General features: G+C 62.8%; 24 protein-coding genes and 1 tRNA gene. 10 read left to right on the forward strand and 15 right to left on the reverse strand.

Annotation, left to right across the window (positions count from 1 at the left end):
* From LB577_RS10385 to LB577_RS10400, 4 genes are all read left to right on the forward strand, one after another.
* Positions 1-954: beta-ketoacyl-ACP synthase III (locus LB577_RS10385; RefSeq protein ID WP_224686641.1), on the forward strand; the 954-nt coding region annotated here is incomplete at its 5' end.
* A 102-nt stretch (positions 955-1,056) separates the two neighbouring features.
* Positions 1,057-1,380, forward strand: a complete 324-nt coding sequence (locus LB577_RS10390) for an integration host factor subunit alpha (protein WP_010915609.1) — start codon at positions 1,057-1,059, stop codon at positions 1,378-1,380.
* A 225-nt stretch (positions 1,381-1,605) separates the two neighbouring features.
* A complete protein-coding gene (locus LB577_RS10395; RefSeq protein WP_013895974.1) occupies positions 1,606-2,145 on the forward strand; it encodes a MerR family transcriptional regulator in 540 nt (179 codons plus the stop codon).
* A gap of 87 nt (positions 2,146-2,232) precedes the next feature.
* Complete coding sequence (locus tag LB577_RS10400; protein ID WP_224686642.1) at positions 2,233-2,535, forward strand: hypothetical protein; 303 nt, start codon at positions 2,233-2,235, stop codon at positions 2,533-2,535.
* Between the two features lie 216 nt (positions 2,536-2,751).
* Here the strand turns inward: LB577_RS10400 and LB577_RS10405 are convergent, their stop codons facing one another.
* Positions 2,752-2,952, reverse strand: a complete 201-nt coding sequence (locus LB577_RS10405; RefSeq protein ID WP_224686643.1) for a hypothetical protein — start codon at positions 2,950-2,952, stop codon at positions 2,752-2,754.
* A 196-nt stretch (positions 2,953-3,148) separates the two neighbouring features.
* Positions 3,149-3,763, reverse strand: coding sequence for a hypothetical protein (locus LB577_RS10410; RefSeq protein WP_224686644.1), 615 nt, complete (start codon positions 3,761-3,763; stop codon positions 3,149-3,151).
* Positions 3,764-4,077: 314 nt separating this feature from the next.
* Here LB577_RS10410 and LB577_RS10415 point away from each other — a divergent pair, with 314 nt between their 5' ends.
* Both LB577_RS10415 and LB577_RS10420 read left to right on the forward strand, forming a co-directional pair.
* Positions 4,078-4,362, forward strand: coding sequence for a helix-turn-helix domain-containing protein (locus LB577_RS10415; protein ID WP_023764088.1), 285 nt, complete (start codon positions 4,078-4,080; stop codon positions 4,360-4,362).
* A 150-nt stretch (positions 4,363-4,512) separates the two neighbouring features.
* A complete protein-coding gene (locus tag LB577_RS10420; protein ID WP_224686645.1) occupies positions 4,513-4,974 on the forward strand; it encodes a YbaK/EbsC family protein in 462 nt (153 codons plus the stop codon).
* Positions 4,975-5,094: 120 nt separating this feature from the next.
* Here LB577_RS10420 and LB577_RS10425 read toward each other — a convergent pair whose 3' ends face one another.
* From LB577_RS10425 to LB577_RS10455, 7 genes are all read right to left on the reverse strand, one after another.
* Positions 5,095-5,844 carry an outer membrane protein gene (locus LB577_RS10425; RefSeq protein WP_224686646.1) on the reverse strand — a complete coding sequence of 250 codons (750 nt, stop codon included), beginning with the start codon at positions 5,842-5,844 and terminating at the stop codon, positions 5,095-5,097.
* Between the two features lie 351 nt (positions 5,845-6,195).
* Positions 6,196-7,110, reverse strand: a complete 915-nt coding sequence (locus LB577_RS10430) for a hypothetical protein (protein WP_224686647.1) — start codon at positions 7,108-7,110, stop codon at positions 6,196-6,198.
* Between the two features lie 58 nt (positions 7,111-7,168).
* Positions 7,169-7,245, reverse strand: a tRNA-Pro gene (locus tag LB577_RS10435).
* 57 nt (positions 7,246-7,302) lie between these two features.
* Positions 7,303-8,571 (reverse strand): O-antigen ligase family protein, encoded by a 1,269-nt coding sequence (locus tag LB577_RS10440; protein WP_224686648.1) that lies wholly within the window; start codon positions 8,569-8,571, stop codon positions 7,303-7,305.
* On the reverse strand, positions 8,568-10,103 hold the full coding sequence (locus LB577_RS10445) for an undecaprenyl-phosphate glucose phosphotransferase (RefSeq protein ID WP_023764091.1): 1,536 nt from the start codon (positions 10,101-10,103) through the stop codon (positions 8,568-8,570). The genes LB577_RS10440 and LB577_RS10445 overlap by 4 nt, the downstream gene beginning before the upstream one ends.
* An 88-nt stretch (positions 10,104-10,191) precedes the next feature.
* Entirely contained in the window at positions 10,192-11,322 is a 1,131-nt protein-coding gene (locus tag LB577_RS10450; RefSeq protein ID WP_224686649.1) for a glycosyltransferase, read from the reverse strand.
* Between the two features lie 10 nt (positions 11,323-11,332).
* Positions 11,333-11,896, reverse strand: coding sequence for a polysaccharide biosynthesis/export family protein (locus LB577_RS10455; RefSeq protein ID WP_013532220.1), 564 nt, complete (start codon positions 11,894-11,896; stop codon positions 11,333-11,335).
* 258 nt (positions 11,897-12,154) lie between these two features.
* Here LB577_RS10455 and LB577_RS10460 point away from each other — a divergent pair, with 258 nt between their 5' ends.
* Positions 12,155-14,386: a GumC family protein gene (locus LB577_RS10460; protein WP_224686650.1), complete on the forward strand. Its 2,232-nt coding sequence runs from the start codon at positions 12,155-12,157 to the stop codon at positions 14,384-14,386.
* 30 nt (positions 14,387-14,416) lie between these two features.
* On the opposite strand, the gene LB577_RS10465 is transcribed toward LB577_RS10460, so the two are convergent.
* Together LB577_RS10465 and LB577_RS10470 are read right to left on the reverse strand one after the other, a co-directional pair.
* Positions 14,417-15,253, reverse strand: a complete 837-nt coding sequence (locus LB577_RS10465; protein WP_224686651.1) for a GNAT family N-acetyltransferase — start codon at positions 15,251-15,253, stop codon at positions 14,417-14,419.
* A 123-nt stretch (positions 15,254-15,376) separates the two neighbouring features.
* Positions 15,377-16,606: a GNAT family N-acetyltransferase gene (locus LB577_RS10470; RefSeq protein WP_224686652.1), complete on the reverse strand. Its 1,230-nt coding sequence runs from the start codon at positions 16,604-16,606 to the stop codon at positions 15,377-15,379.
* Between the two features lie 91 nt (positions 16,607-16,697).
* Here LB577_RS10470 and LB577_RS10475 point away from each other — a divergent pair, with 91 nt between their 5' ends.
* A complete protein-coding gene (locus tag LB577_RS10475; RefSeq protein WP_224686653.1) occupies positions 16,698-17,756 on the forward strand; it encodes a polysaccharide deacetylase family protein in 1,059 nt (352 codons plus the stop codon).
* A 30-nt stretch (positions 17,757-17,786) separates the two neighbouring features.
* On the opposite strand, the gene LB577_RS10480 is transcribed toward LB577_RS10475, so the two are convergent.
* Positions 17,787-18,002 (reverse strand): DUF2842 domain-containing protein, encoded by a 216-nt coding sequence (locus LB577_RS10480; RefSeq protein ID WP_013895959.1) that lies wholly within the window; start codon positions 18,000-18,002, stop codon positions 17,787-17,789.
* A 152-nt stretch (positions 18,003-18,154) separates the two neighbouring features.
* On the opposite strand from LB577_RS10480, the gene LB577_RS10485 reads away from it, so the two are divergent.
* Complete coding sequence (locus tag LB577_RS10485; protein ID WP_224686654.1) at positions 18,155-19,246, forward strand: COX15/CtaA family protein; 1,092 nt, start codon at positions 18,155-18,157, stop codon at positions 19,244-19,246.
* 53 nt (positions 19,247-19,299) lie between these two features.
* Here the strand turns inward: LB577_RS10485 and LB577_RS10490 are convergent, their stop codons facing one another.
* From LB577_RS10490 to speB, 3 genes are read right to left on the reverse strand one after another with little or no spacing between them, the layout of a single operon-like run.
* Positions 19,300-20,139 (reverse strand): aminoglycoside phosphotransferase family protein, encoded by an 840-nt coding sequence (locus tag LB577_RS10490; protein ID WP_224686655.1) that lies wholly within the window; start codon positions 20,137-20,139, stop codon positions 19,300-19,302.
* A 41-nt stretch (positions 20,140-20,180) separates the two neighbouring features.
* Positions 20,181-21,107 (reverse strand): N-acetyl-gamma-glutamyl-phosphate reductase, encoded by a 927-nt coding sequence (gene argC / locus LB577_RS10495; RefSeq protein ID WP_224686656.1) that lies wholly within the window; start codon positions 21,105-21,107, stop codon positions 20,181-20,183.
* 30 nt (positions 21,108-21,137) lie between these two features.
* Positions 21,138-22,145 carry an agmatinase gene (gene speB, locus LB577_RS10500; protein ID WP_224686657.1) on the reverse strand — a complete coding sequence of 336 codons (1,008 nt, stop codon included), beginning with the start codon at positions 22,143-22,145 and terminating at the stop codon, positions 21,138-21,140.
* A gap of 124 nt (positions 22,146-22,269) precedes the next feature.
* Here speB and LB577_RS10505 point away from each other — a divergent pair, with 124 nt between their 5' ends.
* Positions 22,270-23,478, forward strand: a complete 1,209-nt coding sequence (locus LB577_RS10505; protein WP_224686658.1) for an acyltransferase family protein — start codon at positions 22,270-22,272, stop codon at positions 23,476-23,478.
* Positions 23,479-23,530 lie beyond the last annotated feature (52 nt).

Consider the following 23,530-nt stretch of genomic DNA (forward strand, 5'->3'; position numbering starts at 1 on the left):
CGCGGCCCCGGCCCCGCGCTGCCCCACCGCATCATGAAGAATGCCGATTTCGAAGGCATGGTCGAAACCTCGGACGAGTGGATCGCCCAGCGCACCGGCATCCGCCAACGCTACATCGCGGCCGACGACGAGACGACGGCTTCCCTGGGTGAGGCCGCGGCGCGCGCGGCACTAGCCGATGCAGGGCTGACGCCGGACGACATCGACCTGATCGTGCTGGCGACCTCGACGCCCAACAACACGTTCCCTGCCACCGCGGTCGACATCCAGAACCGGCTTGGCATGCATCACGGCTTTGCCTTCGACATGCAGGCGGTGTGCTCCGGCTTTGTCTATGCGGTGACGACGGCCGATCTCTACATTCGTGGCGGCCTGGCCAAGCGCGTGCTGGTGATCGGCTCGGAGACCTTTTCGCGCATTCTCGACTGGAGCGATCGCTCGACCTGCGTGCTGTTCGGCGACGGTGCCGGCGCGCTGGTTCTGGAAGCCGGGGAGGGCAGCGGCACGATCGCCGACCGTGGCGTTCTGGCGGCCAGCCTGCGCTCCGACGGGGCGCACAAGGACAAGCTTTTTGTCGATGGCGGCCCATCGACCACGGGAACGGTCGGCCACCTCCGCATGGAAGGCCGCGAAGTATTCAAGCATGCGGTCGGCATGATCACCGACGTCATCGAGGCGACCTTCGCGGACGCCGGCATCACGGCCGCCGACCTGGATTGGTTTGTGCCGCATCAGGCCAATAAACGAATTATTGACGCTTCCGCCAGGAAGCTCGGGATAGATGACCAAAAAGTGGTGGTTACCGTCGATTTGCACGGTAACACCTCGGCTGCTTCCGTACCGCTGGCGTTGTCGGTGGCCGTTGCCGATGGCCGCATCAAGAAGGGTGACCTCGTGCTCCTGGAAGCGATGGGCGGCGGCTTCACCTGGGGCGCTGTTCTGGTTCGTTGGTAAGTTGCCAAACGGTCCGGTTTCGGTCCTTGACCTTGCCGGATCAATTACTTAGGCTCTGCGGCTGTTGTGCCGATTTTATGTTTGAACTGATGGGACGGTCGCATGGGGGGAAAGACACTTACGCGCGCCGACCTTGCCGAGGCCGTCTACCGAAAGGTCGGTCTGTCGCGGACTGAATCCGCGGAGCTTGTCGAAGCGGTGCTGGACGAAATCTGCGAAGCCATCGTTCGTGGCGAGACGGTGAAATTATCGTCATTCGCGACATTCCATGTCCGCTCCAAGAACGAGCGTATCGGGCGCAATCCCAAGACGGGTGAAGAGGTGCCGATCCTGCCGCGCCGGGTGATGACCTTCAAGTCGTCGAACGTGCTGAAGAACCGCATCCTGCGTTCTCACCAGAACAGCAAGGCCAAGGGCGGCAAGTAGCCTCCCAAGGTGCATCCATTGTACGGTTGAAAACCGGCCCCGCCATGACACCGGGCTTGAATATTGTTTCACAAACCGCTGAAATAAGACCCGATTCGGCAGCATGGCCGGATTGGTGTTCTGCGTAAGATCCATTCCGCGCAAACGGAATGAGCTTTCTCTTGGTTGAGCGTGATCCCCTCTGAAGACCGTTCCGGATCACGCTCCAGCGTGAGGATTTCGCCCATGGACAAGAGCCCTGACGCCTTCCGTACCATCAGCGAGGTCGCCGAAGATCTCGACCTGCCACAGCATGTGCTGCGTTTCTGGGAGACGCGCTTCAACCAGATCAAGCCGATGAAGCGTGGCGGCGGCCGCCGCTACTACCGCCCGCAGGACGTCGAACTGATCAAGGGCATCCGTCACATGCTCTATGACCAGGGCTACACGATCAAAGGCGTGCAGAAGCTGTTGCGCGAAAACGGCAATCATTTCCTGGTCGCCATCGGCAATGGCGACATGGCCGCCGTCGAGGCGATCTCGCAGCGCAAGCAGGCCGACCAGGTGCCGCTGACGCCGGCGGCGCAGCCACGCGGCGGGGACGATGAACTGGTTGGCCAGCCAAGGGTCAAGCCCAGCCGGCGCTTTTTCGGCCTCGGCAAGGGCGATGAGGAAGGTCCGGTCCAGCCGGACGCGTCGAAACTCTCGCGCGACAACCGCGCGCTGCTGCAGGAGGCGCTGTTCGACCTCCTGGAATGCAAGCGCCTGCTCGACCAGGTGCGCTGACCGGCGCACGAAGGCTCCGGTGGGCAAACCGGAACCCGCCTGCGGGTGAGGCGTTACGTTTCCTTCTGCAAATGAAGGAAGCACGTCATGGCATCGTTCTCGACCCTTTCGGACATTGACCTCGACAGGCAGATCGCGGCCCTCTCCAGGGAATTGGCGGCGTTGAAAAAGGCCGTCTCCCAACGGAGCGGCGCTTACTACGAAGACGGTCGTGACGCCGCGCTCGACACCTATTCAGATCTGGCCGGACGCCTGCGCGATGCCATGCCGGCGATCCGCAAGCAGGGCAGGGTGATCGAAAAATCGGCCCGTGACCATCCGGCGGCGGCCGCGGCGGTCGGGCTTGTGGTGCTCGGCCTGGTAGCCAGCCTGCTGTTCAGCCGGCGCTGATGCCCGTCCATGCGAGCCGAGCGCGAAGTGCGTCGGCATAGAGGGCCACGGCACCTTTGTGGCGCCGCCGCAGGAACGCGGATCGGTCGAACCGCCAGAGCCGCCCGATCTCGCCGGCGAACGCCGGATCGATACGGCCCGCAATCGCGCCTCTTGAACCAGGAGAAGACCAGCCTTGAACAGGGAAGCCAAGGCCGGTCTTCTCATTGGCAATCCTTAGGCCTTGTTGCCCATCTTCTTCATGTGGTGGTGATGATGGTGGTGGTGACGGTGATAGCGATGGTGGTGGCGATGATGATGGTGGTGACGATGATGCTTTGCCATCGGCGCCGCATCAGCGCTTGTTGCACCGATTACCGGCACCGTGAAAGCAAGCGCGGCTGCAAGCCCGAGGGCGGAGAGGAGAGACTTCTTCATGGATCGTTTCCTTCTTTTCGCGGACAGGTATGAAACGGGCCGACAACCCGACCGCCGCGATGGCGATTACGCTCCCTGATTTTTTCGTCAGTATTTCCCGATTGTAGAATCTTGTTTCTGGACTATTTCCGGGAAATCCAGGCTTTCGCCGTCTTCATCGCGCAGGCCAAAAGCCGCGTTTTGCCGCGGGTTTCCACTACATCGGCGGTACCACGCCTTTGTTTCCCACCACGACGCGGCTGGAGCTCAGTGTGCCGTTGGCCTCGCGCTGCGCGGTGACGAAGACCGTTGCGCCTGGCTTGAGATCGGTCGGCGTGGCCGGGGCGAAGGTCACGACAGGCGTGCTGTAGGGTATCGAGATCTTCTTGGTCTGCCCGTTGTCGTAGGTCAGCGTGACGGATCGTCCGTTGATGTCGGTGACGTCGGCGACGGTGCCGTTGGTCATGTGGCTGTTCGGCTGCAGGTCCCATGGCCGATCACCTTCGCCGGTGCCCTTCAGAGCTGCCGGAAAGACCACCACTTCCAGCGCGCCGCTGCCGCCATCCGCCTTCGAGACGGAGGCGATGCCGAGGAAGTCGCCCTGCTTGATGTCCTTCATGGAGGCGCTGGCGACGCCTGAAACCTTCCAGCCGGCATTGAGCTTGATCGCCGAGGTTTCACCCTGGCGGGTTTTCACCGTGAGCAGCGACGGCTCGAAACCGACGACCGTGCCGCGCACGCGCAGCGCATCCGCTGCTTGGGCGGCAGCCACGCCAGCGCCGGAAAGCATGGAAATCGTGCCGAGCACGAGGAGGGATGTCTTGAGCTTCATTTGCGTATGTCCTTCTAGGAAAAAGGCTGGCCAGGAAAAGACTGGCCAGGAAAAGGCTGGCTGAGCCGATCGGCTTTCATGCCAGCAACGCCAGGACAACGAATGGGCGTGGCCAAAATGCCGAGCAAAAGGCGCTTCGGCGTTCAAAACAACTTGATCGGGACGAGGTGGCCGGGGCGCCGCGCGGACCCCCTGCTTCACGATAGCGTGACGGTCTTTTTGGGACTTGGCAAATCGCCGCTGAGCGGGCATCTTCCCATCGTCTCAGGCAACATCCCATTTTGATCAAACTCTTTCAGCCAACGGAGTTGCCAATGCCCAAAAATGCAAAAAGCCATGCCCTCTCCGAACCGTTAGCCAGTGAGATCGGGCAAGATTACAGTGCCCTCAAGGCCATGCGGGAAACCCGCGGATACAGTTTGGAAGAGCTTTCCTTGACGTGCGGCCTGTCGGTCGACGAAATCGAGGACATCGAGAACGGCAGGGCAGCCGATCCGGCGAAGCTGCGTCGTATTGCGTCCGCGCTTCGGCTTCCTCAGGACACTCTCATTGCTTCGGCAGCCACCACTCCGGCCGCACAAGGCCGACCCCTGGCATAAACCAGTGCCAGGCATGCCCGAGAAACCCGCCAAGGCCCCTTGGCGGGTTTCTTGCTGAGGCCATGGGGTTTTACCGCCGACCGGGCTTGCCGACTTGCAAATCGCACGTGTTTATACGCGCGGCATCCTTGAACCCTGGGGGTTTTCGATATGAGCCTGGAATCCGTTCGTGCGTTCTTCGCCGCTCATGCGCCTGATATCGAGGTCATCGTCACCGAAGCGAGTTCGGCGACCGTGACGCTGGCGGCGCAGGCGCATGGCGTGTTGCCGGCGCAGATCGCCAAGACGATCTGCCTTCGCGTCAGCGACCGCACCATGCTGGTTGTGACCAGCGGCATCGCAAGGCTGGACAACCGCAAATTCAAGGATCAGTTCGCCGGCAAGCCGCGCATGCTGGACGCGGAGGAAGTCGTCGCCGCCACGAGCCATCCGGTCGGCGGTGTCTGCCCGTTCGGCCTGCCGGCGCCGCTGCCGGTCTATTGCGACGTGTCGCTGCGCGAATTCGAAGAGGTCGTGCCTGCAGCAGGCGCCACCAACGCGGCGGTGCGGATTACGCCGCGGAGGATGGTTGAGCTTACAGGCGCTGAATGGGTGGATGTCTGCCAGGGATAGGCCGCGACCGGGCAGGGCCGTCGCCCTAATCGACCAATGGGGTCATGAAAACCAGATGCGAATAGGGGAGCTCCTCGCGGGCTCCCCGTGACGCTTAGATGCTGAAGCCCAAACGGCTAACTACTGACCCATTCCGAACTTGTAGGTTAGCCTGGCCATCACGGCATCGACCTTTGCCTCGGTGCGATACGTCTCAGGATTGTCACCGAGGTGCCCGTCATCGTAAACGTTGTCGCCCGTGCTCGTCTTGTGACCGAGGTCAATGTGGGTGTAGTCCACGCCCAGCGAGAGGTTGTTCGTAAGGGCGTAGTCGATGCCGGCGCCGAGCGCATAGCCGTTCTGCCACTCATTCTTCTCGTAGGACACGAGAGCGTCATTGTCTCGGGCGCGGAAATCCACCTTGCCGCCGGCATAGCCCGCCTTCGCATAAATCAGCACGCGATCGAAGGCGTAGCCGACACGGCCAACGACCGTGGCATAATTCGAGATTTTGGCGGTCTCGGTGTCACTGTCCGAATAATAGGGGCTCGTGATGGTTTTGCGGATGCCCGTTGCAGTCCAGGTCGCCTCACCGCCCAGAACGAATTGCCCCCACTGCCATTGCGCGCCCGCATGGATACCCCCGGCTACGCCGGCTTTGTTGAAGTCAAAGCCCTCTGTTCCGGCCGGAACGAGCTCAGTGAAAAAGCCGCCGTTTGGCTCGGTCATGTCCGTCGCCGTGATGTCACCATTGGCAACGCCGATATGGCCACCGACATAGAAACCGCTCCAGTCATAGGCCGACCCCGCAACCGGGGTCACCATGTCGGCTGCTGAGGCAGTGCTTGCCGACAGAGCGGCAACAGCCAGAATTGCTAAGAACCTATTCACGTATTTCTCCCAAACCAAGTAAACCCCTCGTCCAGGACAATAGCCGGGGTCGCGTTAAAAGTGTGTGACCTTTTTGCAACTAGCTGTATTTTGCCTTGGTCCAATCTTCCACCGATCACTGTGCCTACACTGACCTGACACTTCCAGGCGCAAATCGAGCCCAGTAAAGGGCTTGTAGAGCGCTCGGCCCCGAAATCCGTATATCAGTCAACGGACCAGATCTGCACCAGTAGAGCGATTCCTTGAGGAAGACGTTAGGTGTTCGGTTTTCATTCGGGGATGAAAAAGCCCGCACTTGGCGGGCTTTGGTATGGAGGCTGCGTCGGCGACAAGACTGATTCGAGGAATGATTCACTTCCACTTTTGAGCCCATAGCGAAAGGGCACTTCGGGCTTTCTGCGGCCACTTACCTACAGGTGGCCGTACAACTATTTTCTGGTTGTCCAGCTTCCAAGCCATATAAATTTTCCGATCTCGCAAAGCGGCAACAGTGATCTGTTCAATAGACATGCACATGTGCGGCAGGCACGATGTTGCGACTATATAGTCCCCGTCGTACGCGGCTGACCCAACCCCTTCCATTATCGGCAAGATGTCTGCTCGGCTTTCAGCGAGCAATGTATAAATTTGATTGGCAACTTCGCCATATTTGAAAAGGTCGGCTGGGTGCCGTACTTCACGTGCCCGAAGATCATCCCAGCCCTTCGTTTGATCTGAAGAGAAGAGGGTAGGCGGGCCTTCGGCAAAGCCGTTCGTTGTCCAAATCCAGGTCTTACCGTTGGCGGCCGCCGTCGCGGAGGTTTCAAACACGATGCGACTAGCTTCGACTCTTCGAGATACGACCGCGCAGCTTTCCAAAGGCCCGTCAAGCCGAGGCGCCTTTCCCGCCGGAAAAGACAAGACGAAGGGGCTTGCGTCGCATGCATTGCCACCCGGGCTCGAGTCGCCGACAATGAGCGGCGTGCCGTTTACGACGGCGATTTCGTCGAAACTGACATACTCGTTTGTGTGTATGACTTTTCCATCGACTGATAGCTGATCCTGAGTTTGATCAACCTTGTTCTTCAGTATCGAAATGTCATGTCCGAACGCACGGAGTTCCTCGCCAGAGGCTGGCTGCAGTTCGATGCACCATAGAACTATGCACGCCAGAGTAGCGCGACAGATCACCATCTCGAATTCCCCCTTCATACCCGTCGATAGTCGCAGGAAACGCTCGGAAATCAATGAAAGAGCCCAAAGCAGCTCTGTTACTCCATCAGTCATCCTGCGCAGTACGCCGGAACTGAGAGTAGGACTTTTGGGGCAAGTCCTTGTTCTAAAATGGTCGGAGTGGCCGGATTCGAACCGACGACCCCTTGACCCCCAGTCAAGTGCGCTACCGGGCTGCGCTACACTCCGGACCGGTCGCGATGTATCGTGATAACCCCGCTCGGGTCAACCGAAATTCGGCGTTTATTATGTTGCCGCGATCGCAGGTGTCGGTGAGCCGCGCAATACCGGCCGCAACAGCCGCTGGTGCCTGTATTCGAGCGCGATGGCGCCCCAGATCAGCCCGAGCAGCAGGTACATATGGCGCCAGTGGTCGATATCGATGAAGGTGCCAAGTCCGACATTGCCGATGAAGGCGACATAGGCGCACAAGAGATAGGGCTGCCACGGCCGGTCGCGCAGCAGGATGCGGAACCCGGCTGCGATCGTCCACAGGACGAGCGTCAGGAACGACACGAAGCCGAGCCAGCCATAGTCCATCAGCATCTTCAGCCAGATGTCGTGCGTGTCCTCGCCGAAGATCGTGCCGAAGACCAGCGGCCCGATGCCGAACGGATGCTCCATCGCCATCTGGAAACCGATCGTGTAGCGGGCGAAGCGGCCGAGGCGGGCAGTGTCGTAGCTCTGTTCGAGATGCGCGCGGTTGGAGAACATTTCCGACACCCCGGGCAGTTGCAGGATGACGATGATGGCGATCGTCAGCAGCGACAGCGCGGCGACGGTCATGATCACCACGCGCAGCCGGAACATGCCGCTGGCGCTCTGCAGGAACAGGCAGCCGGTGAGCAGCACCGCCGAAACCGCGAACATGCCCCAGGCGCCGCGCGAGAACGAGAAGAAGATGCCGGCTGTGATGATCAGCAGCGGCACCGCCAGCAGCGGCATGCGCGAAACCGTGCCGGTCAGGATCAAATAGAGCAGGTAGATGCCGGGCAGCACCAGGAACGGCCCGAACACGTTCGGGTCCTGGAAGGCGCCGGCGGCACGGTCGTATTTGGTGAACATCTCGGCGCCGGGGAAGGCGTGGAAATAGCCAGCTATGCCGAGCAGCGAGGTCATCACCGCGGAGATCACATAGGCAATGAAGATCAGCCGGTAGAGGCCTGGCTGCGTGGCTGTCACCGAGGCGAAGAACACCGCGCTGAAGGCGAGGAACAGGGACACGGCAAGGTAAAGCGGCGTGTTGGCGAGATCCGCCATCTGCGTCATCGAAATCATGCCGCCGATGTTCATCGTCACCAGCAGCACCAGCAGCGGCAGGGCCGCACGGGAAATCCTCAGGCCGAAAAGAGCCCAGATGGCGATCAGCCCGGCCATGTAGAGTTCATAGGGCGCCGGTTCGCTGATGACGAAACCGGACAGCAGGATGCCCAGCACGACCGCCCCCGAAGAGATCATCGCGATCAGCTTGGCGTTGACCGCGCCCGGCGGCAGCTCAAAGGAGGTCGCGCTCAATAGGCGTTTTCCGTGTTGAGCAAGCGGATCGGTGTCAGGAACAGGATTCTGAGATCGAACAGCAGCGACCAGTTCTCGATGTAGTAAAGGTCGTATTCGGTCCGCATGCGGATCTTCTCGTTGGTGTCCATCTCGCCGCGCCAGCCATTGATCTGCGCCCAGCCGGTGACGCCGGGCTTGACCTTGTGGCGGGCGAAGTAGCCGTCGACAACTTCGTTGTAGAGAAGGTTGTGCGACTGCGCGGCGATCGCATGCGGGCGCGGACCGACCAGCGACAGCGAGCCCAAAAGCGAGTTGAAGAACTGCGGCAATTCGTCGATCGAGGTCTTGCGGATGAAGCGGCCGACGCGGGTGACGCGCGGGTCATTGCGGGTCACCGTCTGCTTGGCGGTCGGGTCCGACCGGTCCGTGTACATCGAGCGGAACTTGTAGACCTCGATGATCTCGTTGTTGAAACCATGCCGCTTCTGGCGAAACAGCACCGGCCCCTTGCTGTCGAGCTTGATGGCGATGGCGGTGGCCAGCATCACGGGCGAGAACACGACGATGCCGATCAGACTGAAGATGATGTCGAAGGCGCGCTTGGCGACCGAATCCCAGTCGTTGATCGGCTTGTCGAAGATGTCGAGCATCGGCACCGAGCCGATGTAGGAGTAGGCGCGCGGACGAAACTGCAGCGCGTTGGAATGCGCGGACAGGCGGATATCGACCGGCAGCACCCACAGTTTCTTCAAAAGCTGCAGCACGCGCGATTCAGCGGTCAGCGGCAGCGACACGATCAGCATGTCGATGCGCGCGATGCGGGCGAATTCGATCAGCTCGGAGATGGTGCCGAGCTTGGGATAGCCGGCTACGAGCGGCGGCGAGCGCTTGTCGTTGCGGTCATCGAAGATGCCGCAGATGCGGATGTCGTTGTAGGGCTGCTTCTCGACCGAGCGGATCAGGACTTCCGCGGCCTTGCCGCCGCCGACGATGACGGCGCGCCGCTCCATGCGGCCATCGCGTGCCCAGCGCCGGATCAGCCGCGACATCACCAGCCTGAGACTGAAGAGGCAGACGAAGCCGACGACGAACCACGTGCCGAACAGCAGGCGCGAATAGTCCTGCGACATCTTCATGGCGAAGGCCGTCAAGGCCATCAGTGCGAAGGCGCCGGCCCAGACCAGCAGGATGCGGCCGAAATTGGCGATAGGCCGCATCAGGGACACGACCTGGTAGCAGTCGGTGACGTCGAGCAGCACCACGGCCAGGAATGACGCGGCGGCGATCGTCAGCGGATATTGCCAGGCGAGATAGTTGAAGAACCCGACATAGTGGAAATAGACGCAGAGCCCCGAAACCAGCAGCACCCCGAATTCGACCATGCGCAGGACACCGCTGACCATGATCGGCGACATCGTGTCCCGTCGATATTGCGAGGCGACCTGCCGGGCAACGTCGTTCATGCCGCCGGGCACATTGCCATCGGCCGGGATGTCGAGTTTACGCACCGCTTCTGGTGAAAAGCGGCGCGCGGGGTCGATCTCATTCATGGAACAGTCCGCAAGCTTCCCCAGGGTGATTAGCAAAAGAGAGCTAAGAAACCCTTGAAACAACGCATGGCTTTGGAAGGGCCTGAGCCTACTTGTCGAGCGCGGCGAAGTAGGCCTTCTCGATTTCGGCGGCCATGACGTCGGCTCCGAAGCGCGCCCTGAGGCTGGCATCGTCGGGCATCAGCTTGCTGTAGACGGCAAGATCGGTCAGCGCCTGGCTCATCTTGTCGGCGAGTTCGGTCGGGTCGGGTCGGATCAGGGCAGGGGAGCTTGACCCGAAAATCTCCGGTATGCCGCCGACGGCGGTCGCGATCATGGGTCTTGCCGCGGCAAGCGTTTCCAGCACGATGTAGGGCATGGCTTCGGCGCGCGAGGGAACCACGACGAGCGCCGCCAGCAAAAACGCCTCCCGGGCCGGCATCGGCGGCAGGAAGCGGACATGGCCTTCGAGTCCGAGGCGCTTCACCTGTGCGTGGTAGCGCGGCAGGTCGTCGCCGTCGCCCACCATCACCGCGCTCAGCGCGCGGCCGAGCCGGGGTCCGGCGAGGGCCAGGGCATCGATGAAGATGTCGGGTCCCTTGAGGTCCCGCATCATGCCGATGTAGAGCAGGTCCGCCGCATCGGCGCTGGGGACAACCGGCTCGAATTCGGTGGCGCGAAGTCCATTGTAGGCCAACGTGTTCGGGATCGGCGGCTCGCCGACCTTCCTGCGATAGGTCAGCCGCTCGTAGTCGGAGACGAACAACAGGCAATCGGTGAAGCGCGCCATGATGCGCTCGAGCGCGAAGAACAGCTTTCCGGTGACGGTGCTCTCGTCATAGTGGAGAGAGCCGCCATGCGGCGAATAAAGGCGGGCTACGCGAGACCTTGATACCCGCAACAATGAGCCGAACAGACGGGCATAGGCACCACCCTTGGCGCCATGCCCGTGCAGAACGTTCGGCTTCAATTCCTTGATGATCCTGTAGGTGCGCCGGGCCGAGGCGAGGTCGCCCAGGCCGACATGGCGCTGCATCGGCGTGCGATGGATGCCGAGCGCCAGCACGTCCTTCATCTGCTCGAACAGGCGCTCCTCGAATTCGCCGCCGGTGGTCGAATCGCAGACGATGCCGACCATATGGCCGGCGGCGACCTGGGCTTCGGTCAGGTCGCGCACATGCCGGAAAATTCCTCCAACGGGTGAACGAAAGCAGTGGACGATCCTGAGCTTGTCCGCCACGTGGTGCCGGTCAGAACAGGCGTTCGCGGACGTAGACGGTATCTCCGGGCAGCAGCGGATCCGAGGTGACCACGCGGCCGGTCATCACCTTGCCGTTGATGTCGCGGGTGATGTCGACGCTCTCCTGGTTGGCGCGCGGTGTGAAGCCTCCGGCAATGGCGATGGCCTTCTGCACCGTCAGGCCGGGTACATAGGAATACTGGCCGGCGGCGCCCACTTCGCCCATGACGAAGATCGGCCGGTAGCGGTCGATCTCGACGGAAACATCGGGATCGCGAAGATAGCCTTGCCGCAACTTGTCGGCGATCTCCTTTTCCATCTGCTGCGCGGTGTGGCCACGCGCGGGTATGGCGCCGACAAGCGGGAAAGAGAGATAGCCGGACTGGTCGACGCTGTAGGTGTTGGTCAGCCCGTCCTGTTCGAACACGGTGACGCGGACGCGGTCGCCGGCGCCGAGACGATAGGGTTGGTCGAGGACCTCATGGAAGGCCGCCGGCGTCGGCCGGTAGCTGGAGCAGCCGGCGAGCATCGATACGGCAAGCAGCGCGCGAAAGAGGGAAGCAGTGCTTTTCATGACCGGACACGTACCTTCGACTGGCCGCTGCGGCGTCGCAGCAAACATCTGATATCGAGGCTCGTTATCATCCTGTTAGGGTTAATGGCCGGTAAAGGAGCCGGCCGATCCCGTCCGCGCCGGCAAGGATTTTGGTATTTTATCGTTTTTTTCTTGCCACTCACCAGCAACTCCTAACGAGAGCTTACCTTGGTCTTAACGGCTGAGTTACCATAGTTGTTTACGGTGCATCCTGACCTAGTTTCGGAGTAGGGATGCATGTCCGTTCAGTCCGCGGCCGCAGATGTCGATGTTGACCTCAAGCAGCTCTTCGCCAGCCTGGCGAGGCGCTGGCTGCGCACAGTCCTTGTCGTTCTGGTGGTGACGGGGCTGGCCTTCGCCATGGCGTCGCTGGCAACCCGGCACTACAAGGCGGAGACACAGGTGGAGATCGTGCCGCGCGAATCCGTGTACACGCGGCCGGCCAGCAACAACAGCGACCCCGACAAGCCGATCCTCGATGAACAGGGCGTCGCCACCCAGGTCCAGATCATTTCCTCCAACGAAATCCTCAAGCAGGTCGCGCAGAAGCTTGGCCTGGAGAAACTGCCAGAGTTCAACGATGCGCTCGACATGTCGCCGCTGAGCCGCCTTTTGGTCCTGGTCGGACTGAAAAGCGATCCGATGGAGATTCCGACGGAAGAGCGCGTGCTCAAGAAGATGCACGAAAAGCTCAACGTCTATGGCGTCGAGAAGACCCGCATCATCGCCATCGAGTTCTCATCGGAGGATCCAAAGCTCGCGGCCGCCATACCCGATGACATTGCCGCCGCCTATATTGCCGGCCAGGGCGCGGCAAAGCTCGAATCGAACAACGCCGCCGCCGACTTCCTGGCGCCGGAGATCGCCGCCCTGCAGCGGCAGGTCAAGGATGCCGAGGCGAAGGTCGCGTCCTATCGCGCGCAGTCCGATCTTTTGATGGGCGGCAACAATTCGGTGCTCGCCACCCAGCAGCTTTCGGAACTGTCGAGCGAACTGTCGAAAGTGCGCGCCAATCGCGCCGCGGCCGAAGCGACAGCCGATGGTGTACGCAAGGCACTGCAGAACGGCGGCTCGCTGGACGCCGTGCCGGAAGTTCTGTCATCCGACCTGATCCAGCGTCTGCGCGAGCGTCAGGTCGAACTGCGCACCAACATCGCCGATCTGTCGACGACGCTGCTCGACAATCATCCGCGCATTCGCGCGCTGAAATCGCAGCTGTCCGATCTCGACGCACAGATCCGCAGCGAGGCCCAGAAGGTGATGAAGGGCCTGTTGATGCAGGCCGAGACCGCCAAGGCCCGCGAGAACCAGCTTGTCGCCGACGTCAACACGTTGAAGGCGGCGTCGGCCCAGGCCGGCGAACAGCAGGTCGATCTTGACGCATTGCAGCGCGATGCGGCGGCCAAGCGCCAGCAGCTCGAACTCTACCTGACCAACTACCGCGAAGCGGCTTCGCGCCAGGATCGCAAATACCTGCCGGTCGATGCCAGGATCGTCTCGAAGGCCTCGGTGCCTTCGGAAGCCTATTTCCCCAAGATCGGGCCGATCGTCGGCGCGGCTTTTGCGGCCTCGCTGCTGCTGATGGCGGTGCTCACGCTGTTGCAGGAACTCTTTTCGGGCCGCGCCATGCGCCCGGCCAGTGGTGCCCGTTTCGAGCCGATCGATGAGGTGGCGATGCCGGCGACGGCTCGCTCCGAGCCATCCGGCCGCCTGGAACCGCTAATCCCCAGCGAGCCCGCCAGCCGTGCCGCCGAGACGCCATGGCCCCCCGAAACGATCTCGGATCCGGAGGCGCGGCCTGCTGCCGAGCCTGTCGCCGAGAATGAATCCGTGCCAGAGCCCGAGCCTGTTGTGGCGGCGCGGCCGCGCTCGGTGCTTGGCGAGATCGACATCGAGAAGGCGGCTGAAAAGCTGATCGCGAGCGGAGCCGCGCGCGCCATATTCGTTTCGCCCGAAGGCGACGAGGCGGCCGCATCGGCGATCCTGGTGGCGCGCGAGGTTTCCGACGCCGGTCTGCGCGTCCTGCTGCTCGATCTTACCGCCTCGGGCGCCGCCTCGCGGCCGATGCTGGACAGCGGGCTTTTTCCCGGCATCACCGATCTGCTCGCGTCGCAGGCGCAGTTCGGCGACGTGATCCATGCCGATCTCTATTCCGACTGCCACGTCATTCCAGTCGGCACCGCCGATCCGGTCCGCGCCATGCGCGCCGCCGACCGGCTGCCGATCATCATGCAGTCGCTGACCACGGCCTACGATCTGGTGGTGGTCGAATGCGGACCGGCCGACGCACAAGGCATCAGCCGTCTGGGCGGCGATGCCACCGAGGTGTTCCTGTCCATGCTCGAGCCCGACGACGAGGTGGCGCAGGCTGCGGTCAAGCTGATCGAGAGCGGTTATCCCGACCTGACGCTGGTGACGCCGATCGGCCACGAACCGCCGGGCACCCCGGGACGCCGTTCCGCCGCCTGAAGGAACCGCTGTCCGGAGGCAGGCTTCGGACTATCCCAGTTCAAGCGTCGTCACGCCGAATATCCTGTTGGCGTCGAGCTTCGGCGGCGGGCCCTTGTACATGCGGGCGGTGGTGAAGGTCGGTGAGAAACCCGCCGCGCCGAGTGCCGCGATGAAATGCACCTGGGTGGCCGGTACGTCGATGTTCAGGTCGCCATCCTCGCATATGCTCGCCAGTTCCTCGAGCAATCCGACCGCGGTCTGCATGTCGTCGGCGAAAAGCGGGCCGATCTTGAAGCCGCTGCGGCAGGATCGCGCCACCGCGTAGCCCGCCATTCCCCCCGGTGTGATCGCCGCCAGCGCATGGTGCGGCGGCTGCACCCATCGCCGCAGGAAGGAACTCCGGGATGCGGGGAAGCAAAGTGCGTCATAGGCGATGATGTCGGGCATCAGTTGCGCCGTCACCATGCGAGGCCGCTCGGCGCCGATGGACGCGGCTGCGGGGCGCCCGCTGTAGCGGATGGTTTCGTAGACCGGCGTGAATCCCTTGCTCTGGTAGTTGGCCTGCTGCTCCTCGACGCCATCGAGCCCGATGGTGCGCCCGGCCAGCCGGTCCATGCCCGCGGTCCACACCATCTTGCCGTAACCCTTGCCGCGCATGTCCGGACGGCAGATGTAGAGACCGATGAAACCGAAATCGTGCCCATAGGCCACAGCCGAGATCGCAGCGGCCATTTCGTTTCCGACAAAGGCACCGATGAAGCCCTCCGGATCCGCTGCCTTGAACGTCGCGGCATCTTCAAGGCCGGGATTCCAGCCCTCGGCAGCCGCCCAGTCGACGAGGACCGCCAGTTCTTCAAGCGACAGCGCGCGGATGGTCGGCTTCATGATGATCGTTTCGCAGCGAGGTTGTGGTCGAAGGATTTCAGCAGAGATGACCGGTCTTGGCCAGTAGCTTGCATCGGCGTCATGCTTCGAGGTCGAGGCCATCCGAAGCAAGCCGCGGCAAGCCTAGCTGTCGTCTTCGACGGGGGCGGGCGCCGGCTGCCCAGCGGCCTTGCGGCGCAGCATCTTGGTCAGCTTCCAGACCATCGGGCTGTTCTTGACGAAAGCCTTCAGCCCCGTACCCTGGCGAAGCCCCTGTGCCAGCGCGCGGCCCTTCAGCGTCAGCGGGACCAGCACCTCGAAATGCCGGGTTTCGATATCGCACCACAGTCGCTTGTAGGGCTCGTCGCCGACCGAGAAATCATAGACCTCAAAGCCAGTCTCGCAGGCTTCCTGGATGTTGTCGAAGAACAGGAAGTCGCCGGGACTGGTGTGAGCGAGATCGTCCTCCGAGATCGCTCCGAACTCACAGATCACGCGTTTGCCCGAAAAGCTCGATCCGGTGACGGCGCGCAGCCTGCCGGCAACCTCCAGCCCGTGCAGCACGAAGGAGGGTTTTTGTTCGGCCAGGGCTTGGCCGAACAATGCCCGGAAGAAAGCGCGCGTGTGGTCGTCGCCGAAGACGTTGGCAATGCCCATCTTGCGGAAGCGGGATTCCTTCATCTCGAAGAAGGCGTCGAGCAGCCTGTTCACCTCTTCCGGTGTGGCGGCCGTGATGCGCCGATGGCTGCCGACGGCCTCGAACTTGCGCGTCTGCGAACGATGCTTCTTGCGTTTGCGCTTGCCGCTCGCACGCGCCAGCAACGCGTCGAAGCCGCCGTCGAGATCGACGGCCAGCGCAAGGTTGGGGCTGGCAAAATGATCGAACGATGCGAAGGGATTGGCGACGCCGTCGAGGTCGGGCAACAGTCGTTCCAGCGCGATGAGATCGATGTCGGGGCGCGCCCTGGCGACGGCGGCAAGCAACGACCGGATAGCCGCGACATCCGCCCTGGCCAGCCATTGCGGGTCGGCGGCGGCAAAATTGCCGTTGGCGTGCCTGCCGCCCATGAAACGGGCGACTCGGAACGGGCCGCGGCGGGTCACCTCCAGCGCCAGCGCCAGGACCGGTTTGCCTTCGAGAACGAGCGTCGCGACGATCGGATCGGGCCTGACTTGCGCGGCCCAGTTCAGGATCCATATCGCACCCTGTGCCGGAGCGCAGAGCGCAGAGCGGCAGAACCCCGCATAGGCCGCGAGCGCTTCGGCGCCGGCAACCCAGACCGACAGCCCCGCGGCATCTTTCGGCAGGGCCCGTGGCGAGGCTTCGGTCGCCGTGAGCCCATTGCCGTCAAATGACGCCGATGCGTCAACCATACCTCAATCCTTAGGGCGTATTGATCCCGATTTGGGGGTTCGCTCAGGCGTATTCCGTGCTTGGATCAGCCTAGGCGCAAAAGGTGAATGAATGATCGACGGCGGGGAGGCAATCCGGAAACTGGCGCTCAACGTCGCCCGCTATACCGGCCTCGCACCGCTGGCCAGGCCGTTTGTCGGCGGCATCGGCGCCATCCTGATGCTGCACCGCGTGACGGCGACGCCGGAAAAGCCCCACAGCGTCAACCGGCACCTCAACATCTCGCCCAGCTTCCTCGACGCCATGATCGCCGACATGAGGGCGGGCGGCTATGCCTTCGTCTCGATGGACGAGGCGATCGAGCGCATCAAGGCAGGCGGCAAGGGTGGCCGGTTCGCCACCATCACCGCCGACGACGCCTACCGGGACAATTTGACCGAGGCTCTGCCGGTGCTGGAAAAGCACGGCGCGCCGATCACCATCTATGTCGCGCCGGGGTTGATCGACGGCACTGCCGATCTGTGGTGGGACGTGGTCGAGGACATCGTCAACGCGTCCGACCGCCTGACCCTGGCGACCTCGAACGGCCCGGTGCTGATCGATTGCAAGACCCCCGCCAGGAAGCACCAGGCCATCGCCCGGCTGCACACCTACTTCACCACCGAAGTCCGCGAGGAAGACTTGCGGACCGTGCTGCGCGAACTTGCCAGTGCAAATGGCATCGACGTGGATGCGTCGCGCCGGCGCACGTTGATGAACTGGGATGAGATCCGCACCATCGCGGCGCACCCGCTGGTGACGATCGGTGCCCACACCATCAATCACAGCAATCTGAAGCGGCTTTCCGAGGCCGGCGCACGGCACGAGATCGGCGCTGTGAAGGACATGTTGGGGGCTGAGCTTGGCGCCGAGCCCCGTCATTTCGCCTATCCCTATGGCTATGCCAGTGCCGTCGGCTGCCGCGAAGTGGGCTTTGCCCGTGATGCCGGCTATGCCTCCGCGGTGACGACCCGCCACGGCGTGCTGCGCGCCGAGCACGCTGGCTTCCCGCATGCCTTGCCGCGCCTCTCGGTCAACGGCCGCTACCAGAGCCTCGCCCACATCCGCACCATGTTGTCGGGCGTGACGACGCCGCTCGCCAATGCCGGCAAGATGGTTGTGACGATCTGACGGTTTGCCTGGCTGGGGCCAGTGCAAAGCTCAGCGCTTGGCCCGCGGCTCCAGCATCAGCCATTTGATGATGCCCATCGCTGGCAGCACCCAGAGCAGGCCGCTGAGCAGGAAGAACAGGAACTGCACCAGCGCACCGGACTCCGACAGCCGGGCGACCGCGAAGATCGAGGCGACCAGCGCATAGATGATGACCAGTGCCACCAGCAGGAACATTCCGATCAGCTTTTTCAGGCGAATGGGCATGGCTTGGCCTCGTTGATCGCACTCGCTTAAGCCGAACGCGGGGCACGCGCAACCCGCGGCGGACGGCGCGACGGCGTGCCGCGCCGGACGGCCTTGCCAGCACGGGTTCGATGGTCCACCAATCCGCGACCTCAACCTGCCGGGATTAGATCATGGCTGCCATTTCAGCCGCCGCGCCGTACGTGGCCCGCGACCGCGACCTGCACAACCGCGCACTGCTGCGCGGCTGGCTCTATGTCGTGCTTCTGGTTCTGTTCGCGCTGGTGCTGGTCGGCGGTGCCACCCGGCTTACCGAGTCCGGCCTGTCGATCACGCAATGGCAGCCGATCCATGGCGTCATTCCGCCGCTCAACGACGCCGAGTGGCAAGAGGAATTCCAGCGCTACCAGCAGATCCCGCAATACACCGAGCTCAACAAGGGCATGAGCATCGAGGCGTTCAAGTCGATCTTCTGGTGGGAATGGGCACATCGCCTGCTGGCACGCAGCGTCGGCCTGGTCTTTGCGGTGCCGCTGCTGGCCTTCTGGGCGACGCGCCGCATCGAGCGCGGCCTTGGGCCCAAACTGGTCGGGATTCTGCTCCTCGGCGGTTTGCAGGGCGCCATCGGCTGGTGGATGGTGGCCTCGGGCCTGGTCGACCGCGTGTCGGTGAGCCAGTACAGGCTGGCGACGCACCTGACGCTGGCGGCACTGATCTTCACCGCCACCATGTTCGTCGCGCGTGGATTGGCGCCGCATTCCGAACCCGCCGCCGATCGCTCGACGCAGCGCCTGGCCGGCTTCATCGTACTGTTGGCGCTGATCCAGATTTATCTCGGCGGCCTGGTCGCCGGCCTCGATGCCGGCATGAGCTACAACACCTGGCCGCTGATGGACGGCAGGATCATCCCGGGCGATCTGCTGATTCTCGAGCCGGCATGGCGCAATTTCTTCGAGAGCCCGAAAACGGTGCAGTTCGTCCATCGTCTCGGCGCCTACACGGTGTTCGCCGTCGCTCTCTGGCACATGATCGCGACGCGTCGGCGGCTGCCCGGCTCAACCCATGCGCGCCGCGCGACGCTGTTGTTTGTGCTGGTGCTAGTCCAGGCCTCGATTGGCATCGGTACGCTGCTGATGCAGGTGCCGCTGCATATGGCGCTGACGCACCAGGGTTTTGCGCTGATCGTTCTGGGCTTTGCCGCCGCGCATTGGCGCGGCACCAAGGGTGCCTACCCCCTGCCGCACCAGGTTGCGCTCCGGACCTGATCTCGAGCCGATCGGTCGATCACATCCAGAATTCGTTGCTACCGTCCGCGGACTTAGAAGGTGGCTCGCACCGTCCGGATCGCCGCGGCTATCGACAGTTCGCGGTTCTCCTCGACCGCGTTGTCGTCCTCGTGATGCCAGGCCGCGGACAGGCAGCCATAGGCGATGGCGTGGTCCAGCATCGCTGCGGGTGTCTGCTTCAGCGTCGTGGCAAAGACTTCGGCCATATTCGCGATCCGCTCCGGATCGAGGCAGAGTGCATCACGATCGAGCGGATTGTAGAACATGTTGGCGGCGTCGAAGCCGGGGTCGCCGAGCACGCCCTTCGGATCGATAGCCAGCCAGCCGCGCGGGCCATGCAGCATGTTCTCGTGGTGCAGGTCGCCGTGGAGCGGCCTGACATCGTGAGGGTTGGACAACAGCCGTTCGGCAATTTCGCCAGCCTCGACATACAGGCTGCCGTGGCCGTTGGCGCGATCGGTTGCGGCTTTCTTGAAAAGGCTGGCGAACCGCTCCCTGAGCGGCTGAAGCTCGGACGGGAAGGAGTGCTTCGATGGCGAGAGCAGCCTTGCCATCACCTCGGCGGCGATTTCGGTGGCGATTTTGTCGCCTTGCTCATCGAGAACCTTGGAAAGCAGGGTTTCGCCGGCATATTCGAGCAGCATGCTGTGACCGTCGCGGCCAAGCAGGCGCACCGCGCCTTCGCCGCGCCGCCAGGCAAGGAAGTGCTCGCCGCGCAACTCGTCGGCGACATCGTCGAACGGCTTGAGGGCCTTGACGACGGCCGGCGAGCCGTCCTCGCGAACAACCTTCCAGATGCGGCTCGAAAAGGTTTCGGCAATGAGTTCTGGCGCGCTGACCTTCCAGCGCGCCGGGATGGCTGGTGCGTCCATTAATGCATGTCGCTCAAAAGTGCCCCGAAAGACGACGCGCTTTAGGTCCCGAGCATCAGGTCCATGTTCTGCACGGCGGCACCCGACGCGCCCTTGCCGAGATTGTCGTAGACCGCCAGCAGCAGTGCCTGCGCGCGTTTGTCGTTGGCAAAGACATAGACCTTCATGCGGTTGGTGCCGTTGTAGACCTCGGGGTCGATTTCCGGCATGCGTTCCAGATGCGCATAAGGCGCCACCTCGACCACGCCGCCCTTGATCGCGGCGAAATGGTCGGCAATCGCGGCATGCAGATCGGCACCGCTCGGCACATGATCGAGGCCGCCGAGCTGCAGCGGCACCACGGTGATCATGCCTTGGGCGAAATTGCCCACGGCCGGCTGCATGATCGGGTCATGCGACAGCTTCGCATAGGCCCGCAATTCCGGCACGTGCTTGTGCTGCAGGGTGAGGCCGTAGGGCAGGAACTCCGAAGCATCCTCGCCCTTGGCGACATAATCCTCGATCATCGGACGTCCGCCGCCCGAATAGCCCGAAATGCCGTTGACGGTGATCGGGAAATCCGCCGGCCGCAGGCCGGCGGTGACCAGCGGCCGCAGTGTCGCGATCGGTCCCTGCGGCCAGCAGCCGGGGTTGGCGATGCGCTTGGCCGAAGCGATCGTCTTCGCCTGATCCCTGTCCATTTCAGCGAAGCCATACGCCCAGCCCTCGGCCACGCGATGCGCGGTCGACGCATCGATGACCTTGGTGGTGTCATTGGTGATCAGCGAGACACTTTCCTTCGCCGCGTCGTCCGGCAGGCACAGGATCGCGATATCGGCGGCATTGAGGAATTCGGCGCGCGCCGCTGTTTCCTTGCGGCGCTCGGCGGGAATGGAAATGATCTCCAGGTCGCCGCGCTCGGCAAGCAGCGCCCGGATCTGCAGGCCGGTGGTGCCGTGCTCGCCGTCGATAAAGATTTTCGGTTTCATTGCCTGATCAAATTCCCTGAAATCTCAAGACTATATGCCGTTACCATGATTCACCGCGGCACCGTTGTGGTTGCCGTTGTTCAGCTCTTCGAGCCGGGCCTTTCGCTCCGCCAGCAGGCCGAGATACTGCATGGCCACCATCGAGCCGGCAATCGCCGTTATATCGGCGTGATCATAGGCCGGCGCAACCTCCACGACATCGGCGCCGACAATATCGACCTGGTTGAGCTGTCGCAGCGTCGACAGGATCTTCGCCGAGGACGGCCCGCCGGCAACCGGCGTGCCCGTGCCGGGCGCATAGGCCGGATCGAGGCAGTCGATGTCGAAGGTCAGGTACGTCTTCTTGCCGCCGGTGCGGTCGACGATGGCGTAGGCGATGTCGGATGCACGCATCTCCTCGATTTCATGGCCATGGAGAATCTTGATGCCGAACGTGTCGGGGGCATGGGTGCGGATGCCGATCTGGATCGACCGGTCGGGATCGATAATGCCTTCCTTGACTGCGCGGCCGACGAAGGAGCCGTGGTCGATGCGCTTGCCGTCGTCCTCCCACGTGTCCTGATGCGCGTCGAACTGCACCAGGGCGAGCGGTCCGTGGATTGCGGCATGCGCCTTGAGCAGCGGCCAGGTGACGAAATGGTCGCCGCCAAGCGTCAGCAGGAAGGCGCCGGACTTCAGGATCTTGGCCGCTTCGCGCTCGATCGTGCCCGGCGTCTTCTGGTGGTTGCCTGAATCGAGCAGGCAATCGCCATAATCGACCACCGCGAGGTGCTCGAACAGGTCGCGCGAAAACGGGTATTGCGGGTCGTTGTCGAGGATCGCCGAGGCACGGCGTATAGCCTGCGGCCCGAAGCGCGCGCCTGGCCGGTTGGTGACGGCGGCGTCGAACGGAATGCCCCACACGACCGCGTCCGCACCCTTCACGTCCTTCGTGTATTTGCGCCGCATGAACGACAGCGCGCCGGCATAGGTCGGCTCGAACGCAGCGCCCGTTTTGGAGCGGGCTGTGAAGGCATGGTCGATGGTCTTGGTCGCCATTACTGGTCCTCGGTTTTCATCGGGGTGCAACAACTACAGAACCGGCACGGAAGATGCCAGTCACAGCTTGGGGAGACGAAACCGCGCCGCCCGGGTGCCACGGCAAGACAGGATTTGTACCATCATGACGCAAACGGCGTTTCTTAATCCGTCCCGTGCCGTGGTGTCGACCCACGCCGGCACGATCGCCGGCGAACGCTTCCTGGTTCTCGATTCGTGGCGTGGCATCTGCGCCCTGCTGGTGGCGCTGTTTCACTTCCCGACCGCTTCGGTGATCTCGCAGAGCCGTTTCATCGGTTCGTCCTATCTTTTCGTCGACTTCTTCTTCGTCCTTTCCGGCTTCGTCATCGCCAGCAGCTACGCCGACCGCCTGAGCCAGCCGGATGAGGTCGCTCGCTTCGCGCTGGTGCGTTTCGGCCGCATCTATCCCCTGCATTTCATCATGCTCGCGGCCTTTGCCGGGTTCGAACTGCTGCGGCTGATGCTGCCGCAACTGCATGGCGCCGGCGCTGCTCCGTTCACCGCCGGGTTCGACCTGAAAAGCCTGCTTGCCAATCTTCTCCTGCTGCAAGGTGTCGGCTTCGAGGACCGACTGACTTGGAATGCACCAAGCTGGAGCATTTCGGCGGAGTTCTTCGCCTATCTCCTGTTCGCTGGCGTCGTCTTCGTCGCCGGCGCGCGTGCCTGGATATGGTTCGTCGCCGCCGCCGTCACCGCGCCCCTGTTCCTGCTCGGCTTCTCCACGCATCATATGGATGTGTCCTATGATTTCGGCTTCATCCGCTGCCTCTACGGCTTCTCCCTCGGCGCCCTGCTGGCCTGGTTTCAGCATGATTCCATTGCAGGGGCGCGACAGGTCCTCGTCAGCAGCGGCCCACGGATGAGCTGGACCCTTGCCGAAATCGTCATGGTGGCGGTCATCGTTCTTTTTGTCTCGCTGGCGGGCAGCAATGATTTTGGCATCGCGGCACCGCTGGTGTTCACTCTGGCGCTGTTCCTGTTCGCCCACGAAGGCGGCTGGATTTCAGCTCTGCTGAGGGCGCCGTTCATGCTGACGCTCGGCGCGCTGTCCTACTCGATCTACATGGTCCATATCTTCGTCCAGGCGCGGCTGATCAATGTCGCCGGGCTCGTCGAGCGCAAGCTCGGCCTCGGCCTTGTCGGCGACATCGTGCTGCGCGGCCAACCTGCGACCGGTTTCGGTGCCGGTTGGGTCGGGATAGCCGCGATCGTTCTCATGCTCGCTGCCACCGTCGCGCTATCTTGGATCACCTGGCGCTTCGTCGAGATACCGGCGATGGCATGGTTTGGCCGGCGAGCGAAACGCCTCTGACGCACCGGCCAGCACGCATTCCGCTAGCCGGCTTCGTTCACCTGGATGTCAC

Source organism: Mesorhizobium sp. B283B1A, from assembly GCF_020165735.1.
Lineage (GTDB): Bacteria > Pseudomonadota > Alphaproteobacteria > Rhizobiales > Rhizobiaceae > Mesorhizobium > Mesorhizobium opportunistum.

Excerpts from the sequence above, each read along its gene's own strand:
- LB577_RS10415 (WP_023764088.1), top strand. The coding sequence starts at position 4,078 with ATGCCCAAAAATGCAAAAAGCCATGCCCTCTCCGAACCGTTAGCCAGT.
- LB577_RS10400 (WP_224686642.1), top strand. The coding sequence starts at position 2,233 with ATGGCATCGTTCTCGACCCTTTCGGACATTGACCTCGACAGGCAGATC.
- LB577_RS10475 (WP_224686653.1), top strand. The coding sequence starts at position 16,698 with ATGATCGACGGCGGGGAGGCAATCCGGAAACTGGCGCTCAACGTCGCC.
- LB577_RS10395 (WP_013895974.1), top strand. The coding sequence starts at position 1,606 with ATGGACAAGAGCCCTGACGCCTTCCGTACCATCAGCGAGGTCGCCGAA.
- LB577_RS10445 (WP_023764091.1), bottom strand. The coding sequence starts at position 10,103 with ATGAATGAGATCGACCCCGCGCGCCGCTTTTCACCAGAAGCGGTGCGT.
- argC (WP_224686656.1), bottom strand. The coding sequence starts at position 21,107 with ATGAAACCGAAAATCTTTATCGACGGCGAGCACGGCACCACCGGCCTG.
- LB577_RS10430 (WP_224686647.1), bottom strand. The coding sequence starts at position 7,110 with ATGACTGATGGAGTAACAGAGCTGCTTTGGGCTCTTTCATTGATTTCC.
- LB577_RS10470 (WP_224686652.1), bottom strand. The coding sequence starts at position 16,606 with ATGGTTGACGCATCGGCGTCATTTGACGGCAATGGGCTCACGGCGACC.
- LB577_RS10490 (WP_224686655.1), bottom strand. The coding sequence starts at position 20,139 with ATGGACGCACCAGCCATCCCGGCGCGCTGGAAGGTCAGCGCGCCAGAA.
- LB577_RS10390 (WP_010915609.1), top strand. The coding sequence starts at position 1,057 with ATGGGGGGAAAGACACTTACGCGCGCCGACCTTGCCGAGGCCGTCTAC.
- LB577_RS10480 (WP_013895959.1), bottom strand. The coding sequence starts at position 18,002 with ATGCCCATTCGCCTGAAAAAGCTGATCGGAATGTTCCTGCTGGTGGCA.
- LB577_RS10460 (WP_224686650.1), top strand. The coding sequence starts at position 12,155 with ATGTCCGTTCAGTCCGCGGCCGCAGATGTCGATGTTGACCTCAAGCAG.
- LB577_RS10420 (WP_224686645.1), top strand. The coding sequence starts at position 4,513 with ATGAGCCTGGAATCCGTTCGTGCGTTCTTCGCCGCTCATGCGCCTGAT.
- speB (WP_224686657.1), bottom strand. The coding sequence starts at position 22,145 with ATGGCGACCAAGACCATCGACCATGCCTTCACAGCCCGCTCCAAAACG.
- LB577_RS10485 (WP_224686654.1), top strand. The coding sequence starts at position 18,155 with ATGGCTGCCATTTCAGCCGCCGCGCCGTACGTGGCCCGCGACCGCGAC.
- LB577_RS10455 (WP_013532220.1), bottom strand. The coding sequence starts at position 11,896 with ATGAAAAGCACTGCTTCCCTCTTTCGCGCGCTGCTTGCCGTATCGATG.
- LB577_RS10410 (WP_224686644.1), bottom strand. The coding sequence starts at position 3,763 with ATGAAGCTCAAGACATCCCTCCTCGTGCTCGGCACGATTTCCATGCTT.
- LB577_RS10405 (WP_224686643.1), bottom strand. The coding sequence starts at position 2,952 with ATGAAGAAGTCTCTCCTCTCCGCCCTCGGGCTTGCAGCCGCGCTTGCT.
- LB577_RS10465 (WP_224686651.1), bottom strand. The coding sequence starts at position 15,253 with ATGAAGCCGACCATCCGCGCGCTGTCGCTTGAAGAACTGGCGGTCCTC.
- LB577_RS10505 (WP_224686658.1), top strand. The coding sequence starts at position 22,270 with ATGACGCAAACGGCGTTTCTTAATCCGTCCCGTGCCGTGGTGTCGACC.